The sequence below is a fragment of the Streptosporangium subroseum genome, assembly GCF_900188345.1.
In the GTDB taxonomy this organism is placed as follows: domain Bacteria; phylum Actinomycetota; class Actinomycetes; order Streptosporangiales; family Streptosporangiaceae; genus Streptosporangium; species Streptosporangium subroseum.
Map to the genome: position 1 here is coordinate 12,691 of NZ_FZOD01000020.1, position 16,054 is coordinate 28,744.

The 16,054-nt window shown below is 68.9% G+C and carries 10 protein-coding genes; 6 read left to right on the forward strand and 4 right to left on the reverse strand.

What is annotated here, in order from left to right:
- Window positions 1-159: 159 nt before the first annotated feature.
- On the reverse strand, window positions 160-2,166 hold the full coding sequence (locus CHC08_RS20930; protein WP_218825395.1) for a glycosyl hydrolase family 28-related protein: 2,007 nt from the start codon (window positions 2,164-2,166) through the stop codon (window positions 160-162).
- A 562-nt stretch (window positions 2,167-2,728) separates the two neighbouring features.
- Window positions 2,729-3,439, reverse strand: a complete 711-nt coding sequence (locus CHC08_RS20935; RefSeq protein WP_089209029.1) for a polyamine aminopropyltransferase — start codon at window positions 3,437-3,439, stop codon at window positions 2,729-2,731.
- A 260-nt stretch (window positions 3,440-3,699) separates the two neighbouring features.
- Here CHC08_RS20935 and CHC08_RS20940 point away from each other — a divergent pair, with 260 nt between their 5' ends.
- A complete protein-coding gene (locus CHC08_RS20940; RefSeq protein WP_089209126.1) occupies window positions 3,700-3,969 on the forward strand; it encodes a DUF1876 domain-containing protein in 270 nt (89 codons plus the stop codon).
- A gap of 254 nt (window positions 3,970-4,223) precedes the next feature.
- Here CHC08_RS20940 and CHC08_RS20945 read toward each other — a convergent pair whose 3' ends face one another.
- On the reverse strand, window positions 4,224-4,679 hold the full coding sequence (locus tag CHC08_RS20945; RefSeq protein ID WP_089209030.1) for a DoxX family protein: 456 nt from the start codon (window positions 4,677-4,679) through the stop codon (window positions 4,224-4,226).
- A 522-nt stretch (window positions 4,680-5,201) separates the two neighbouring features.
- The gene (locus CHC08_RS20950) at window positions 5,202-7,403 is read right to left on the reverse strand and encodes an alpha-galactosidase (RefSeq protein ID WP_089209031.1); all 2,202 of its coding nucleotides are present in this window, start codon (window positions 7,401-7,403) and stop codon (window positions 5,202-5,204) included.
- 150 nt (window positions 7,404-7,553) lie between these two features.
- Here CHC08_RS20950 and CHC08_RS20955 point away from each other — a divergent pair, with 150 nt between their 5' ends.
- From CHC08_RS20955 to CHC08_RS20975, 5 genes are all read left to right on the forward strand, one after another.
- Window positions 7,554-8,633, forward strand: a complete 1,080-nt coding sequence (locus CHC08_RS20955; RefSeq protein ID WP_089209032.1) for a WD40/YVTN/BNR-like repeat-containing protein — start codon at window positions 7,554-7,556, stop codon at window positions 8,631-8,633.
- 288 nt (window positions 8,634-8,921) lie between these two features.
- Window positions 8,922-10,481: a DHA2 family efflux MFS transporter permease subunit gene (locus CHC08_RS20960; RefSeq protein WP_089209033.1), complete on the forward strand. Its 1,560-nt coding sequence runs from the start codon at window positions 8,922-8,924 to the stop codon at window positions 10,479-10,481.
- Window positions 10,482-11,212: 731 nt separating this feature from the next.
- A complete protein-coding gene (locus tag CHC08_RS20965) occupies window positions 11,213-12,325 on the forward strand; it encodes a DUF8094 domain-containing protein (RefSeq protein ID WP_089209034.1) in 1,113 nt (370 codons plus the stop codon).
- A gap of 27 nt (window positions 12,326-12,352) precedes the next feature.
- Window positions 12,353-14,200: a hypothetical protein gene (locus CHC08_RS20970; protein WP_089209035.1), complete on the forward strand. Its 1,848-nt coding sequence runs from the start codon at window positions 12,353-12,355 to the stop codon at window positions 14,198-14,200.
- Window positions 14,197-16,011 carry a hypothetical protein gene (locus CHC08_RS20975; protein WP_089209036.1) on the forward strand — a complete coding sequence of 605 codons (1,815 nt, stop codon included), beginning with the start codon at window positions 14,197-14,199 and terminating at the stop codon, window positions 16,009-16,011. The genes CHC08_RS20970 and CHC08_RS20975 overlap by 4 nt, the downstream gene beginning before the upstream one ends.
- Window positions 16,012-16,054: the final 43 nt, after the last annotated feature.

Below are 16,054 nucleotides of genomic sequence, written 5' to 3' on the forward strand. Positions count from 1 at the left end.
GTAAGCCCCGGGGTCGCTCCTTTTCCCGGCCCTCGAATCACCGGCACTCGAAACGTGCTCCGCGGCGGAGTCCGGTCGACGAGAATCCGGATGGCCGCCCGGGATTTTCCGAGCGGCCGACCAGGCGGATCAGTGATGTCTAGGCGCGCCGGTGGGGTGTCACCACGCGGACGGCGCCGGCGGTGCGACGACCGGCGGGCGGTCGTCGCAGGTGATGGTGTTCGGCAGCTCCCACGGGGCGAGCCAGGGGCCGGTGGTGCCGCCCCCGTCGTTGCCGCCGAGGTCCGTCAGCGAGAACTCCGAACCGGTGGGCGGGAAGTTGAACGACCCGCAGTTGTTGACGCCGACCGCGCCGACGTTGCGGGCGTCCACGTTCTCGAAGGAGGCGGACCCCTTCACACGGGCGCTGACCACCGAGGTGCCCGTGCCGTCGACCTTGGTGTCCTTGAAGTGGACGTTCGTGATCGAGTACAGGTCCTTCACCGGCCAGTCGCTGACCAGCATGATCGCGTTGTAGGTGCTGTCGAGGAAGTTGTTCCCGACCACCTGGATGTCCGCGTCGATGTTCTTCTCGAGCGCGTAGAACCAGATGGCTCCCAGGCCGATGTTCCAGTTCAGCTCGTACGTACCGGCCCTGGCGGTGGTGTTGTTCTTGATCCACAGGTGGCCGGTGAACGCCTCGGCTCCGAAGCGGGACCCGACGTGGATGCCGCTGCCCTCCCGGATCGGGTCGGCGACGAGGTTGTTCGAGACGGTGTTGTCCGTACCGCCGTAGATGGCGATGCCGTTCGCGAGCGTCGGCGTCTGCACGGTGTTGTGGTCGAACGTGTTGCCGGTGTTGGCGGTCTTCTCGGCCCACATGGCGAGGCCGTCGTCACCCGTGTTGCGGATGAAGTTGTTCGACACGACCGAGTTCGTGACGCCGGTGTGGAAGTTGATGGCGTCGGCGATCTGGTCGACGATGACGTTGTTGGTGATCCGCAGGTTCGTCATCGGTCCGTCGAACCACATGCCCACCTTGGTGTGGCGGATGTGGAGGCCGTCGATGGTCGAGTTGCTCATCGCCCCGCCGATGCCGTTCACCTGGTCGGTGTCGATGCGCTCGCGGACGTCACCCTCGATCGCGAAACCGGACAGGTGGACATCCTTGCTTCCACCGGCCGCCGCGTCCTTGCCGTAGAAGCCGACGCCGGTGTGCACCGAGCCGTCGGGGGCCGGGGTGCTGAGGGCGACCTCGCGACCCTTGATGATCGTGTACCAGCTGCCGGCGCCCTCGATCGTCACGTTGTCGACGATGATGTGGCGGTTCACCTGGTAGGTGCCCGGCGGGATGTAGACCTTGAGGTGGCTGCGCTTCGCGAAGGCGATCGCCTTGTCGAGCGCGTCGGCGGAGTCGCGCCGGCCGGACGGGTCGGCGCCGAACGCCAGCACGTTCGCCGCGAGGAGCCTGACGTGCGGCGCGCCGACGAGCTCCGAGTCGAGCAGGTCGATGACGGTCGAGGCGGTGTTGCTCCCGGCGGGAACCGTGAGCCGCACCTTGTCACCCGCGCGGTACGTCTTGCCGAGCAGGAGTCGCTGCTCGTCGTAGAAGTGCATCGGGCGGAACGGCTTGGTGATCGTCGGAGTCGGCGTCGTGGCGCTGGGCACGCAGGCGCACTCGGTGATCCACCAGTCGGGGTGCAGCAGATCGGCGTTCGGGTTGTTCGAGAACTGGTACTGGTTGTACAGCCACGCGTACTGCGACGTGAGGGTCATCACCTTCTTGGCCCCGCCGTTCACCGTGACGTTGAGCGGCGCGGTGATGCCGCCGCCGTCCGGCGCGTCCGGGATGCTGTAGCGCACGGTGATCGCGTTGGCCGCGCTCGGCAGCGTGAACTCGACGTACTGTCCCGACGTCAGCTTGACCGCCTTACGGCCGGACGCCTCCGCCGGCAGCGTGTAGGCGGTACGGTCCGGGCCGATGGTCGTGCCGTTCGTCGTGGCGTTCTCCGCCTCCTGCTCGACGAAGTCGACGTCGGCGCCCCGGCCCGCGACGAGCGACGGGGCGAGGGCGGCGCGCGTCACGACGGGGGCCGCGGAGCCGTTCGGGCCCCTGTTGGCAAGGGCCGGGGCGGCGAGGGCGACGCTGAGACCGACGGTGGCCGCGGTCACCGCTGCGACCGCCACCGTGCTCCTTCGAGGTGGCCTGCTGGACCACCTCGCTACAGCTCCTGTGATGCTGCGTGACATCGAATGCTCGTTTCTCTGGGGGGTGAACACCTGAGGGTGCTCGAGGCGGAGCGGAGGGTATGAGGGTGACGGACGTTATGGGGGTGAGGTGACATTAAAACCCCGATGCCTCGTTCCACAAGGTTCCTGCGAAATAGTTTCGTAACCTTGCTCTGTAGCTTCTGCCGTCTTTTGGGTTTTTGCGCGGCCTTCCGCGAGTCGTTGCGAAGTCTCGCGGCGCACGACCGGCCGCAACGCGAAGTGAACGGGGGACACCGGCCCGGCCGAACACCGCCGGCCGCGACTCGGCCACACGTTGCCGGGCACGCCCAAGGCGATCCGGGGCTCATCGGGGCAGGCGTCAGCGGGCGGTCGCCGTGGCTGTCATCACCCGGGTCCCGCACCGGGCATCAGGGGGATCCCGCGCTCCGGGACCGTCCGCACGGCGGTTTCACCCGCCCGGAGCCGCCTCAGGGGAGCATGCCGGTGCCGAGGGCGAGATCGCCTCGGCAGGAACCTCTCATCTCGCCACGTAGACGGTGTTGGTCGACTCGCGGCCCTGGAGCGGGTTGTGGAAGCCGACGACGTGGGCCTCCGACGTCGCGAAGACCTCGGCGAGCACGGCTTGGAAGTCCTCGTCCGGCGGGTCGTTCGACCAGAGGGCGAAGACGCCGTCCTGACGGAGGTGGGCGGCGAGCCGGCGCAGGCCCGCGGCGGTGTAGAAGGCGGCGTGGCTGGGATGCAGCACGTGGCGGGGCGTGTGGTCGACGTCCAGCAAAATGGCGTGGAAGCGTCGGCCCGGAGCCTCGGGGTCGAATCCCGAGGGAGTGTCGACCATCGCGAAGAAGTCACCGTGGACCAGGCGGCATCGAGGATCCGACGTCAGGCGGGCACCGACGGGGAGCAGCTTCTGCTCATGCCATTCGATCACTTCGCCGAGCGTCTCCACCACCACGAGCGAGCGCACCTCCGGATCTTCCAGCACGGCCTGGGCGGTGTAACCGAGCCCGAGCCCGCCCACGACGACGTCGAAATCCGTGCCCGGCAGCTCCGCCAGCCCGAGCCGTGCGAGCGCGATCTCCGCCACCGTGAACAGGCTTGACATGAGAAAGTCGTCGTCGAGCTTGATCTCGTAGACGTCGGTGCCGAGGGTGGGCTCCCGCCGGCGCCGCAGGCTGATCTCGCCGATCGGCGTCTGGCGCCAGTCGAGCTCCTCGAAACGCGCACTCATCGCATCCGCCCATTCCCCTTGCCGTCGATCTGCCCTGTGCGACTTGATCACGGCGCTCAGTCAGCGTACTCGCGGCGACGGCCTGGTCGCGCAGCGCTCTCGAAAGGCGACGTTCCCTCCTCCTGTCAATGGACAGACCAGCGGATAACCGGAAATTTCTCTCTTGGTGGACCGTGAGTGGCAAAGCCCTGTCATACCGGGTCAAAGGCCCCTTCCAGGGGCATCGATAGAGGAGGAGGCTGGTAGGGGAGGTGTTCGTGATGGAATCAAAGCAGTGGGATGTGCGGATCTTCATCAGCGAGGACGACAACGACGACGTCACCACCGCCAAGGCCGTGCTGATGACATCCAGCGGTGAAAGATACGAGAGCGTCGCGTACGCCCGGCGCAACCCGGACGACCCGCCCGTCCCGTCGATCGGCGACGAGCTGGCGGCGGGGCGTGCCCTGTACGAGCTGGCGGGCAAGCTGATGAGGGATGGAGCCGAGGACGTCGCCGAACTGGCGGAGCATGCGTCCGGGGCATGGTGAGCCCTCGCGGTGAACTTGTCGATCCGTCCTAAGGCGGGGCCGGGGCATGGTGAGCCGTCGCGCGCGATATGCGCTGGGGCACGGATACCCAAGGCGTGGCGAGGCGCCGCTCGCCTCAGGGGCCCTCATCGGATTCGACGAGGGCCCCTGCCGTGGGTGAAGCCCTGGAGATCCGGCCTTCGCCTCATCTGACGGTCTCCACGGGATTCCCGAAACGAGATTCCTGCGGTTCGCCCCGCCGGGGTGGTCGGCGCTCAGGCTCTTTCGAGGTGTGCCGAGGCCGGGACAGGAGCGGCGTCCCGGGACTCTCCGCGGCGGCGCCGGATCAGGGTGTCGAGAGCCCATGGACCCGGGCCCAGTATGGCGATGATCAGGAACGACCAGCAGAACAGCGCCGCCGGCTCACCGCCGTTGCGCAGCGGCAGGAGATCCTGCGGCAGATGAACCATGAAATACGCGTACGCCATCGAGCCGGACGAAAGGATCGCACCGGCGCGGGTGAAGAGCCCGAGGAGCACAAGCGCGCCGCAGACCATCTGGATGAGCGCGGCCCACCAGCCGGGCCAGACCCCGAACTCGATGGCCTGGCCCGTACCGCGATTGCCGCCGAAAACGCCGAACATGGACGCCATGCCGTGGCACAGGAAAAGGAGGCTCGTCACGATGCGGAAGAGTGAGAGCACCGGCCCGTTGAATCGTTCGAGTTTCATGGGGTCACCTCTGGTTTTTGTGGCAGCCCTTACTCGCCGTGCCGCACGGCGGTGCGGGCCGTACGGAGACATGAGTCAAGGTCGCCGGGTTTACGGTGAACGGGCACCGATGGAGATAGGCGGGGATAAGCCATGCCGAAGTCATCCACTCCCAGTGCGGGAGTGAATCAGTTATCGCCAGGGCCGGCGCCCGGTCGGCCGAGACCGATCGGACCAGCCAGGCCGTGCGCCGATTTCGTACCGGTGTGGATCACAAATGTGTCCCCGCGCGCCTCCATGCAATCCCTTGTCAGGGTCAAATGTCATGCTAAGGCGCTCAATGCAGGATGTCCGGTGCCAATGATTGCCGCTAACCTGAATGGATCAAGTTCAGGATGAAATGTGCAGCTACATGGGCTAAAGCGCCATTAATAAAGCATGTTCTACTTAACGATTTAATGTACGTTTCAATGGAGTTCCTGTTTGGCACGTTCCAGAGGCCGGTGCCTTCCGGGCACGAGACAGTGCCCCGGCGGGCCCGGATCAGCTCTGTTTCCGCACCTCGATGAGCATGGCCTGCTCGGGGTCGAGTGTCGGCATCGGCACGCCGGTTGTGACCAGGACGGAGCCGGGCAGGGTCACCCAGCCGGTGAGCGCCTCGGTGATCCAGGCGGGATCCTGGGTCTGACGCGTGGCGGGAACCCCCACATCGGTCCGGACTCGCACCTGATAGTCGTACGTCGTCGCCAGGCCCGGAATCGGTATGCGGCCGGACTGGCCTTCCGCCGAGGTGGCCGTGCGCGCCCAGCAGAACAGGCCGGAGGCGGAGTCGGCCGAGACCACGCCGTGCAGGAGGGTCGCGTCGTTGTCCAGGTCGGCCCGGACCACACGGCCGCTGTGCAGCAGACCCCGGAACTCCCGGTACAGCGCCGCCCAGGAGGTCAGCCGGTCGAGCTCCTCGGGCGAGCACCGCGCCAGGTCCTGTTCGATGCCGGCGTGCCCGAACAGCGCGGTGATGAGACGGAACGAGTCGGCGGTGGCCCGCCGCGTGGTGTGACTCCGTTCGGGGCCGACGTGCGACCCGATGAGCTCGGGAGGTATCAACTGGGCCGTCCAGCGCTGGATCGCCTGGCGCTCGACGGGGTCGTTGCAGTCGGAGGCCCATACCCGGTCGGTCCGGTCGAGGATGCCCAGATCGACGCGTCCCCCACCGCTCGCACAGGATTCGATCTCCAGTCCGGGATGACGCGCCCTGAGGGTGTCGATGAGGCGATACAGCGCGAGTGTCTGGGCATGGACGCCGGGCCGGTCCAGCCCGCCGGGCTCACGGCTGACGGCCTCGTGCAGGTCCCGGTTGTGATCCCATTTGAGATAGTCGATCGAGTATCGGGAGACGAGCTCGTCGAGCGACTCCAGCAGGTAGACCCAGGCCTGCTCGTTGGCGAGGTTCACCACGTACTGGCTTCTCGCGGAGGGACCGAGCCCGGTTGTCGGGCCGAGGATCCACTCCGGGTGCTCGCGTGCCAGCTCGGAGTCCAGGTTGACCATCTCCGGCTCGAACCACAGCCCGAACTGCATGCCGAGCCGATGGACGTGGTCGGCCAGGGGAGAGAGGCCGTCCGGCCAGACCGTCTCGTCCACGGTCCAGTCGCCGAGCCCGGCCGTGTCGTCGCGGCGTCCGCGGAACCAGCCGTCGTCCAGCACGACCCGCTCCACACCCACCTTCGCGGCGAGGTCGGCCAGCTCCAGCAGGCGGGTGAGATCGTGGTCGAAGTACACCGCCTCCCAGGTGTTGAGGACCAGCGGCCGCGGCGCCGACGGGTGCGTCGGCCGGGCCCGCAGCAGGACGTGGAAGCGGTCGGCGAGACCGTCCAGCCCCTCGTCGGACCAGGCGAAGTAGCAGGTCGGCGTCTGGTAGGACGCGCCGGGGGCGAGCCGGATCTCGCCCGGTTTCAGCAGCTCGCCACCGCCCAGCACCGAGGCGTGCACGCCCGCGCCCTCCGGCGGCTGCTCGACGAGGTAGCGCTGGTTCCCGCTCCAGCCCACGTGCAGGCCCCAGACCTCGCCCGAACGGAATCCGAACCCCGGGACACCGACGGTGAGCAGGTACGGGGAGTCCTGTCCCGGCCTGCCGCGGCGGACCTCCCGGACATGGCTTCCGAAGCCGAGCCGGCTCCGCTGCGGCGCCCGTTCGCGGCACCACTTCCCGGTGAAGTCCAGCACCTCGGCGGCGCGCCTCGGGAGCGGCAGGAGCGTCGACACGCCGGCCACGTCGTACGGCGCCGCACCGGTGTCGCCCGGTTCCGCGCGCGAGGTCATGGTCGTCTGAACCGCGAGGACGCCCGAGGCGTCGAGCCGGTAGGTGAGCGTGATGTCCAGCCCCGAGACGTCGTCCTCAAGGTGGATCACGAGCTCTGCGCCGCCGCCCGGCCGATCGTGCCGTTCGGCGCGCGCCAGGCGTGGCCGGGGCGTCGTCGCGGTGCCGTCCCGATGGCCCTGGTGCGCCGGAGTGCCCGACCAGCCCTCGGCCTCCGTCGGCCAGACCGAGAACACCCGGGGTATGTCGATGGAGTTGTTCAGCGCGGCGGGCTCGCCGGTCAGGGCCAGCGCGGCAAGGCCCGCCTCGGACAGCTCACCGAGGTCCTTCCCCCAGTGCAGCACCGTGGGCACCCGCTTGCTCAGGTCCATGACGAGGCTCGTGCCCGCCGCGCGCATATAGGTGACCTGTCCGTCGCACCTGAGCATTGTCGGTCCTCTCCTGTATTCCTTGTTACCGGACCGCGCGATGTGGCCGCGGCGGAAACGACCGCCGAAACCACTGCGCGCCGGTCGCGAATGTTCCTCATCGGCCCCACCCAACATGGCACCATGAGATGAATACGAAGGGAAACGGTCATGTATGACGCGCTCCTCGTAATCGGCACCCGCAAGGGCCTGTTCCTGGCTCGCTCCTCCGGCGGCGGCCCGTTCGAGGTCGAGCCGATCCGCTTCTCCACCGTCGGGGTGCACGCGGTCGCGGTCGACACCCGCGGCCCGGTGCCCCGGATCCTCGCCGGGATCGAGTACGGCCACTTCGGCCCGTCCGTGATGTGGTCGGACGACCTCGGCACGACCTGGCAGGAGGCCGGCGAGGCGCCGATCGCCTTCCCCGAGCACACCGGGGCGGCACTCGCCCGCGTCTGGCAGCTCCAGCCCTCCCCGTCCGAGCCGGGCGTGGTCTGGGCCGGGGTGGAGCCCGGGGCGCTGTTCCGCTCCGAAGACGGCGGTGCCACGTTCGCCCTGGTGGAGGGTCTGTGGAACCACCCGCACCGGGCTCAGTGGCAGCCCGGCGGCGGCGGACTCTGCCTGCACACCGTTCTTCCCCACCCGAGCGACCCGAAGAGCATGACGGTCGCGGTCTCCAGCGGCGGCGTCTACCGCAGCACCGACGGCGGCGCCTCCTGGGAGGCCGCCAACCAGGGAATCCGCGCGCCGTTCTTCCCCGAGGGCGCGCAGTATCCGGAGTTCGGGCAGTGCGTGCACAAGGTGGACGCGCATCCGTCCAGGCCGGACCGGCTCTTCCTCCAGCACCACTTCGGCGTCTACCGCAGTGACGACTCCGGCGGTTCCTGGGCCTCCATCGGCGACTCCCTCCCCTCCGACTTCGGCTTCCCGCTGACCGTGCACGCCGACCGGCCCGACACGCTGTATGTCTTCCCGCTCCGGGCCGACGAGGATCGCACGCCCGTCGACCACCGCTGCCGGGTCTTCCGCAGCGACGACGCGGGCGCGTCGTGGCAGGCCCTGAGCGCGGGGCTGCCCGAGGGACCGGTTCACACCGCCGTGCTGCGCGACGCGATGCACGCCTCGGCCGCGGGGGTCTTCTTCGGCACCCGTGACGGCGAGGTGTACGGCTCCCGCGACGACGGGGAGAGCTGGTTCACGGTCGCCCAGCACCTGCCGGACGTGCTGACCGTACGCGCCGCCGTGCTCTGAACCGCCCCCGCGCACGTCTGCCCGTCCCAAGGATGCGGTCCGTTCGATGCGCTCACCGTCCCGCGACGACTCACGGCGGGACGGTGAGCGCGAGGGCATGAGTGCGCTCCGTCCCGCCCTTGAGTCCTGGTCCGGGTCGGTCCGGTGCTCACGTCGGTGAATCCGGGGCATGCACGAGACCGGGGTGCTGCCCGGGTGGCCCCGGACCATCACCGCCTGGCCTGACCTACCGGCGGGCCGTCAGCGTCCGGTCAGTCGCTCGTCAACGCCGTCGCCGAGGCTGCGGGCATGACATCTTCTCCGCCCCGCAAATGGGGCACGACGGTGATCGCCTGCCTCGCCATGTTGCTGCTCGCCATCGACCTCACGGTGCTGCACCAGGCCGCGCCCAAGCTGGTCGAGGACATGCGCCCGTCGGCCACACAGTTCCTGTGGATCGTCGATGTGTACGGATTCGCACTGGCCGGGCTCCTGATCACGATGGGCAACCTCGGCGACCGGATCGGCAGGAAGCGCCTCCTGCTCATCGGCATGGCCGCCTTCGCGGCCGCCTCCGCCCTGACGGCCTACGCTCCGAATCCGGAGCTGCTCATCGCGGCTCGGGTACTGCTCGGCGTCGCGGGCGCCACCATCATGCCGTCCACGTTGTCGATGATCCGAAACGTCTTCACCGACCCGCGGGAGCGTGCCACCGCGGTCGGCATCTGGAGCAGCGTCTCCGCGCTGGGGTTCGCTCTCGGACCCGTCATCGGCGGGGCGCTCCTCAACAACTTCTGGTGGGGCTCCGTCTTCCTCGTCAACGTGCCGATCGCCGTACTGATCATCATCGTCGGCCTCATCGTGCTGCCCGAGTCGCGCAATCCCCGGCCTGGACGGCTCGACCTGGTGAGCGTTCCGCTCTCGATCGTCGGGATCATCGCCGCCATCTACGCGCTGAAGACCGGAGCCCACGACGGCATCGCCCAGATCGACGTCTGGGCGGCGGCGGCGATCGCCCTCGTCGCGCTCACCGTCTTCACCGGGCGGCAGACCCGGCTGGCGGAGCCCCTCATCGACGTCGGGCTCTTCCGGCACCGTGCCTTCTCCGGCGCGGTCGGGGCGAATCTCATCTGTATCTTCTCGACGCTCGCGGCGTCGCTCGCCTTCGCCCAGTACTTCCAGCTCGTTCTGGGCTGGTCACCGCTCGTCTCGGGCCTCGCGGGCCTGCCCGGCGGTGTGAGCGCGGCGCTCGGCGGGGGCCTGGCGGGTCCGCTGGTCGGCGCCATCGGCCGGTCGCGGGTCGTCAGCCTGGGCCTGGGGCTTTGCGCCGCGGGTTTCCTGCTGTACAGCCGGATCGAGATGGACACGAGCTATGCGTTCATGGTGCTCGCCATGGTCGTCGCCGGTGTGGGAATGGGATTCACCTTTGCCGTCACCAACGACACCATCCTCGCGTCGGTACCCAAGGAGCGCGCGGGTGCGGCATCCGCGATCGCGGAGACCGCCCAGGAGATGGGTGGCGCGCTGGGCATCGCCGTACTCGGAAGCGTGCTGAACGGCACCTATCACAACAACCTCGAGCTCCCGGCGGGAGTGCCCGCCGAGGCGGCGAACCAGATCAGGGAGTCGCTCGGCGGAGCACTGGAGGTCGCCGCCACCCTGCCGGGAAAGGTGGGGGAGGCCGTTGCCGAGAGCGCGAGGCGGACGTTCGTCGACAGCATGCAGCTGTCCTTGATGACCGGTGCGATCCTGCTCGCCCTTCTCGCGGGGGCCGTGCTGTTCGCCCTGCGAGGTGTTCCCAAGGTGATCCCCGAAGTGATCCTCGACGACGAGGGCCATGTCCAGCACGAGCCCGCCCCGGTGCGATAGCCCGAGCCCGGTCACCGAGAGGCTTGCGCGGGAGGCGCCTCCCGGTGACCGCTTTTCCGTCTCCGCCGGCCCGCCGAACTCATTCGAGGGCCGTCGCCACCGGCGGGAAAGGCCGGACTCGACTTTTCCGGGTCGAGCATCGGATCGAACGGCCAAACACATGAAAGGAGTTCATATCGAGTCGTTATGACAGCTTGCGGCAATCAGATCCATGAAAACCGTTTCACGATCAGCCCCACTCCGACACCGAGCGGGGCAACGTAAAGCCCAACGTGAGGCGAACAGCGGCCTTGCTCAAGGGAAATGATAGATCAACAAGAAACGCCGGTGAGCACCCGAAACCACCGGATGAGATCAAATCTCCAGAGAAGTCCTGGTACGGTCCACATGCGACACAACAGCAGGTCACAACGTCAGAGATTTCGGACGGACTATATTTGCATTTAAGCCTTATTTATAACCTAATAACCATAAGTGCCAATTACTCTGCCTCTTTACCTTCCCAATAGATCACGGTCAGTCTAATATTTGGACCTATGTCATGGCGTGCATCAGATTTCCCAGATGGGCAGGCTGGACCCACTAGCCGTGGTGATGCTTCCGCAAGGCAAGGCTCCGAACATGTATCCGAGTGGTACCCCGAACGCCTCCTCGCAGCATTCGATTGGCGGAAGGTCATTCTGTTCGGCGCGATTTTAGCGATCATCGCTGGAGCGGCGTTCTGGCTTGCCATGAGAATCCCCGCCGGACCGTCCCTGGCCGCGAATCCGATCAAGCCCCCCGCGACAGACTGGGGCAAACCAATCCCATCGTCGACGCCGACCCCCTCCGCCTCGAAGCCGGAGAAGAGCAGCACGCCGAAACCCTCCCCCAGCCCCAAGACCTCCCGCACGGAGAAACCGGAGGCCAAGGTCGCGGTCCCACCGCCACCCGTTGAGGCCCCGGCCCAATCCAGCGAGGCCCCGGCCCGATCCGGCTCACCGCAGCTCACCGCCAAAGAGGCGTACGGCATTCACGGCCGTTACCAGCGGGGGCTGTCGACAGCTCAGGCCAGGAAGGACCAGGAGGCCATGGGGAAACTGGAACACGGGCTCGCGCTGGAGATGACGCGGGCCGGTTTCAAGACCGCCAAGATGGAGGGGACCTCGCTGGCGTCAGGGATATGGCCCAACCCGAAGGTCTGGATTCCCCGCCATGTCGAGGGCAGCGCCGACTGGTTCGTGGCGATCTCGTACGAACCGGGGGTCGCCCGGGTCATCGACGTGATGAGCTCCGCCCCGGGCGGGTGGCGACTGGTGGCCTCCGCCGCCGACGCACGAGCCACCCCCGGACGGTTTCCCAAGATCGCGACCGACTCCGAGGGCTACGCCACGAGCCTGTCCGAGAACGCCTCCGGGCTGGCCGCGACACCGCAGCAGGTCGCGCGCGCCCATCTGGCGAGCCTGGAGAGGGCCGAGGCCGACCCGCGGTTCGCCGACGGACCGTGGACCAGCGAGGCCGTGCTGTTCTGGCAGCAGGAGCGCGCCCAACTGGAGGAGGCCAACTGGAGGCTCACCCTGGACTACCGCCTTGAGGGACCGATACGTGCGATGAGGACCAGTGACGGGGGCGCACTGGTCTGGTACGGAGCCCGCTCCACCGAGGTGCGTAAGGCTCAGCAAGAGGGTGCCCAGGTCACCCTGAAGGGTTCAGCCGCCGTCCGGACCGCGAACAAGTCTTTCGCCCACTCGGTGAGCGCCACATACGGACGCATGTACGTCACCTACATCCCCCCCGCCGGCTCCACCGATCCCGCCCGAGTGCTGGGTGAGTGGAGCGATGTCCTGGAGAGCCACGGCGACTGACATCCATCGGAAAGAAAAGGAACCTTCATGACACCCTCTCGTAAGCCCTCGCGCGCGACGGTGATCACTGCGAGTGTCGCGATCGGCGTCTTCGGCGCCGGTGCCGGGTTGGGAACCGTCATCGCCATTCGTGCCAGTCCCATCGAAGGTCAGGTAATACGCCTGGCCGCGGGCACCTATCACCTGGACGACCGTGCGGGGGCATGGACGTCTCAGGCCGCGGCCGGCGGAGACCAGCCCGTCCCGCTCTCCGGCTCGGAGGCGGGCAGCACGATCACCGGCGACTCCTCCGCCAGAGCCGCCGCTTCCGGCGAGCAGCGAGTCTGCCTGACCGCCACCGTCGACGGGCGCGCGGTCGGAGCCGGAGCGAGTGGCTGTGCCGCCCTTCCCGTTCTGGCCGTCGCCGCCGCCGCCGTGGACGCCGTGCAGCGGCCGGGAAACCCCAAGAGCACCCCGTCCCAGCCGCCACCGCCCAAGCCGTCCTCCGCGCCGAAGCCCTCGACGCCGAAAACCACCGCTCCCAAGGCGCCGGCGCAACCGCCCCCCGCCGCGAACCCCGTTCCCAAGGCGCCGGTGCAACCTCCGGCGGCCGCCCCCAAGGCCCCGCCGGTTCAGGCTCCCGCTCCCGCGCCGACAAAGAAGATCACCGGAAGCATCTCCGAGAACGGCAGCGTGGTCAAGAAGGCCCCCGAGCCGGCGGCGGTGGTCTCGCTCGCCCCCCTGCCGTCGCCCCCCGAGACCAAACCCTCGGGCACCGCGAGCCCCCAGCCCACGGGCACCCTGAAGCCGGCCCTGCCGTCCGGCTCCCTCAGCCCGACCACTCCCTCCGGAAGGGACAGGTCCACGACGCCCCGGCGCTCCGGCAAGCCGACCCCGACGCCGCGCTGGGGTGCGAAGAAGCCCACGACTTCCCCGGGAGTCGTCAAGCCCCCCGCTCCGGGAACCTCGAGGACGGCGAAGCCGACCCGGCCTCCCGGCCACCTGAGGCCGATCCTGCCCTCGACGCTCCCCCAGCCCTCGGACGGGTCCTCCCAGCGGATCCGGCCGAGCCTTCCCGTGACCGGACCGTCCCGGGGCGTGACGCTCCCGACCACCGGTCCCGACAATGACCCGAACGCGTCCCAGGCTCCCGACGGGACCGTACCCGCTCCCCAGCCCCTTCCCGACGGCACCGCCCCCGAGGGCGACGCCCAGCTGCCCGTCTTCCGGGACCCGGAGCTTCTCCGGCAGGCGCGGGAGGCCCTGGGACTGGACAAGGGCATGCGCTACACCGACGAGAACGGCGTATGGGACCTCAACATCGCCCCGCCCGGCACTCCCCCGTGCCGGAACTACTCCCTGGAGGAGCTCCAGGCTCTGAGCGCGTCTCCGAACGCGTCCCCCAGCGGGGTGAGCGCGCCCCAGACCGAGCCGGGAACGGCCGACAGCCCGACGATTCCCCGTGACTCGTGCCTGTGGCCCGCCTTCATCCGCTGGCTCTACGCGGAGCCGGCGCCCGGGCAGGTCAGCAACTGGACCAAGGTCACCGGACTGCTCAAGCGGAACCTGGAACTCGTGCTGACGAACCCCGTCCCCGCCCCCATACCCTCCATCCAGACCAGCCGGTCCGGCCAGGTCGACCAGCCCAACGCCGTCCAGCCCGACCAGCCCGACCAGGTCGACCGGCCCAACGCCGTCCAGCCTGACCAGCCGGGCCAGGTCGACCAACCCAACGTCATCCAGCCCGACCAGCCGGGCCAGGTCGACCAGCCCGACTCCAACCGGTACGGCCGGTCCGACCAATCTCGCCGATCCGGTCAGCCTGGCCGGCTCGATTCCGTCCGGCCCGGCCCCGGCCAGATCGAGCCGGACCCGGACGAGTACACCGGCCCATGAGCGCACCCACCGGAGCCGGGCGTTTCACGCCCGGCTCCGGCCAGGGGGCCATCTGGGTGAGTGAGCACGGCGCGCATCTGATGGACTACGCCGCCTACCATCTCGAATCCGGCCGGGCACCGGCGGCGGTCATGTCCGCGCTGACGGTCTGCCAGGTGGAAGCCGCTCCCGAGGGCGTCACGCCCCGGGGGCGGCTGCTCGCCTTACTGCGACGTGACTGCCGTGCCGTGCCGACGTATCGGGAGCAGTACGTGCCGGGCTCGGGGCCCGGCATGCCCGAGGCGCTGCTGATCGAGCGTGTCTGGACGATCGTCGACCCGCTGGGCACGGAGACGCTCAGGTTGATGTACCGCCACGGGCTGGTCGTGGAGGATCTCTCCCACGTGCTGGCGATGCCCGTGGAGGAGGTCAACAGGCTCGCCACCCGCACCCAGGACCTGATCGAGACCCTCGTGAGCGGGTTAGACTCCCTCGCCCACGGGCGTCGCACCTGTCCGGAGCTCCCTCCGCTGGTGGAAGCCCTGTTCCCCGACGAGCAGGGCGCCACCGAGGCGGACGGCACCGCGCGGAGCACCGCCGAACGGAACGCGCAGCCCGATGCCGACTCCGGTGACGTACGCGCGGCCCTGCTCTCTCACATGATCACGTGTTCCGCGTGCACGCGGCCGATCAACATCCGCTACACGGTTCCGCAGATGATCTCCCATCCGCCGGTGTCGCCCCTCGCTCCCGAGGTCCGGCAGCTGTTCCTGGACTCCCTGCGCAGGGCCACTGCCTCGCCTGCGGCCTCGCCCGCCCCGCCTCTGCCCGCCCCGACGCCCCCGCCCGGGGCGCTCCGCAAGCCCAGACCCCGCATGACGCCCTACCCCCCGGCGGCGCCGGGGCTGTCCGCGAAACCGGCGGGGGGCAAGCCCGCTGTGAATCCTTCGAACCCTTCGGCCCCTTCGAACCTACCCAACCTGCCGCCCCTCCCCGCACCCCCCCGGACCCGTCCGATCCGGCCACCGTCCGCGCCGCCCGTTCCCGGGCACGACACCCCTCTCTACGACGCCCTGCTCACGCAGGCATGGGCACGTGAGGTCCTCGCCCAGAGCGAGGAGGTCACCACCATGATTCCTCGGCAGGCCGCCGCCCCCGGGCCTGCCGTCCTCCCCGAGCAGGGCACCGTCCCGGGACCCGTTGTCCTCCCCGGGCAGGCCGCCGTCGAGATGCGTGACGACACGCACGTGCCCGCGCTGCGGTTTCACGCCGAATTCGACGACCACCCGGAGAGGGACGGAGCCGGGCCCGGGGAACGGCTGGTGGAAGCGCTCGCCTGGGCCGGGGCCCGGGTCAAGAGCACGACCATCAAGATCGTAATCATCGTCGTCGCGGGCGCCGCGGGCACCCTGACGGGGATGAACCTCCTCGGTCCCGCCATCGAGACCGAGGAGCCGGCGAGCTCCCTGCAGGCCTCCACCACCCAGGAGACCCAGGAGATCCAGGACCCGTGGACCGCCGACGCCCCCGCGGACCCGGACGGAATCGCCACGCGCCTGCGGATCCCGGCCGTGGTGACGCTGGACGAGTTCGGTCAGGGCAGCATCGTCCTCACCCTGTCCGGAGATCCCCTGACCTGGCGGATATCGGCCCCCGGCCTGGCCGTGACCCCCTCCAGCGGCACGCTGAAACAAGGACGCACGGAGGTGGTCACCCTGCGTGCTCACCGGATACGCCAATGGTGTGGCACCCCGGCCTCCGTCACCACCCCGCTGACCGTCCACGGACCCGACGACTCGATCACCACGACGGTGCGCTGGCGGACCTGCTGACGGACCTGCTGACGACGCTGCCCACCCATCCCCGCCTCCCGTG

Bases quoted from the DNA above. Each gene is read 5' to 3' on its own strand.
- CHC08_RS20975 (WP_089209036.1), top strand. From the start codon at position 14,197: ATGAGCGCACCCACCGGAGCCGGGCGTTTCACGCCCGGCTCCGGCCAG.
- CHC08_RS20955 (WP_089209032.1), top strand. From the start codon at position 7,554: ATGTATGACGCGCTCCTCGTAATCGGCACCCGCAAGGGCCTGTTCCTG.
- CHC08_RS20960 (WP_089209033.1), top strand. From the start codon at position 8,922: ATGACATCTTCTCCGCCCCGCAAATGGGGCACGACGGTGATCGCCTGC.
- CHC08_RS20970 (WP_089209035.1), top strand. From the start codon at position 12,353: ATGACACCCTCTCGTAAGCCCTCGCGCGCGACGGTGATCACTGCGAGT.
- CHC08_RS20945 (WP_089209030.1), bottom strand. From the start codon at position 4,679: ATGAAACTCGAACGATTCAACGGGCCGGTGCTCTCACTCTTCCGCATC.
- CHC08_RS20940 (WP_089209126.1), top strand. From the start codon at position 3,700: ATGGAATCAAAGCAGTGGGATGTGCGGATCTTCATCAGCGAGGACGAC.
- CHC08_RS20935 (WP_089209029.1), bottom strand. From the start codon at position 3,439: ATGAGTGCGCGTTTCGAGGAGCTCGACTGGCGCCAGACGCCGATCGGC.
- CHC08_RS20965 (WP_089209034.1), top strand. From the start codon at position 11,213: ATGAGAATCCCCGCCGGACCGTCCCTGGCCGCGAATCCGATCAAGCCC.
- CHC08_RS20950 (WP_089209031.1), bottom strand. From the start codon at position 7,403: ATGCTCAGGTGCGACGGACAGGTCACCTATATGCGCGCGGCGGGCACG.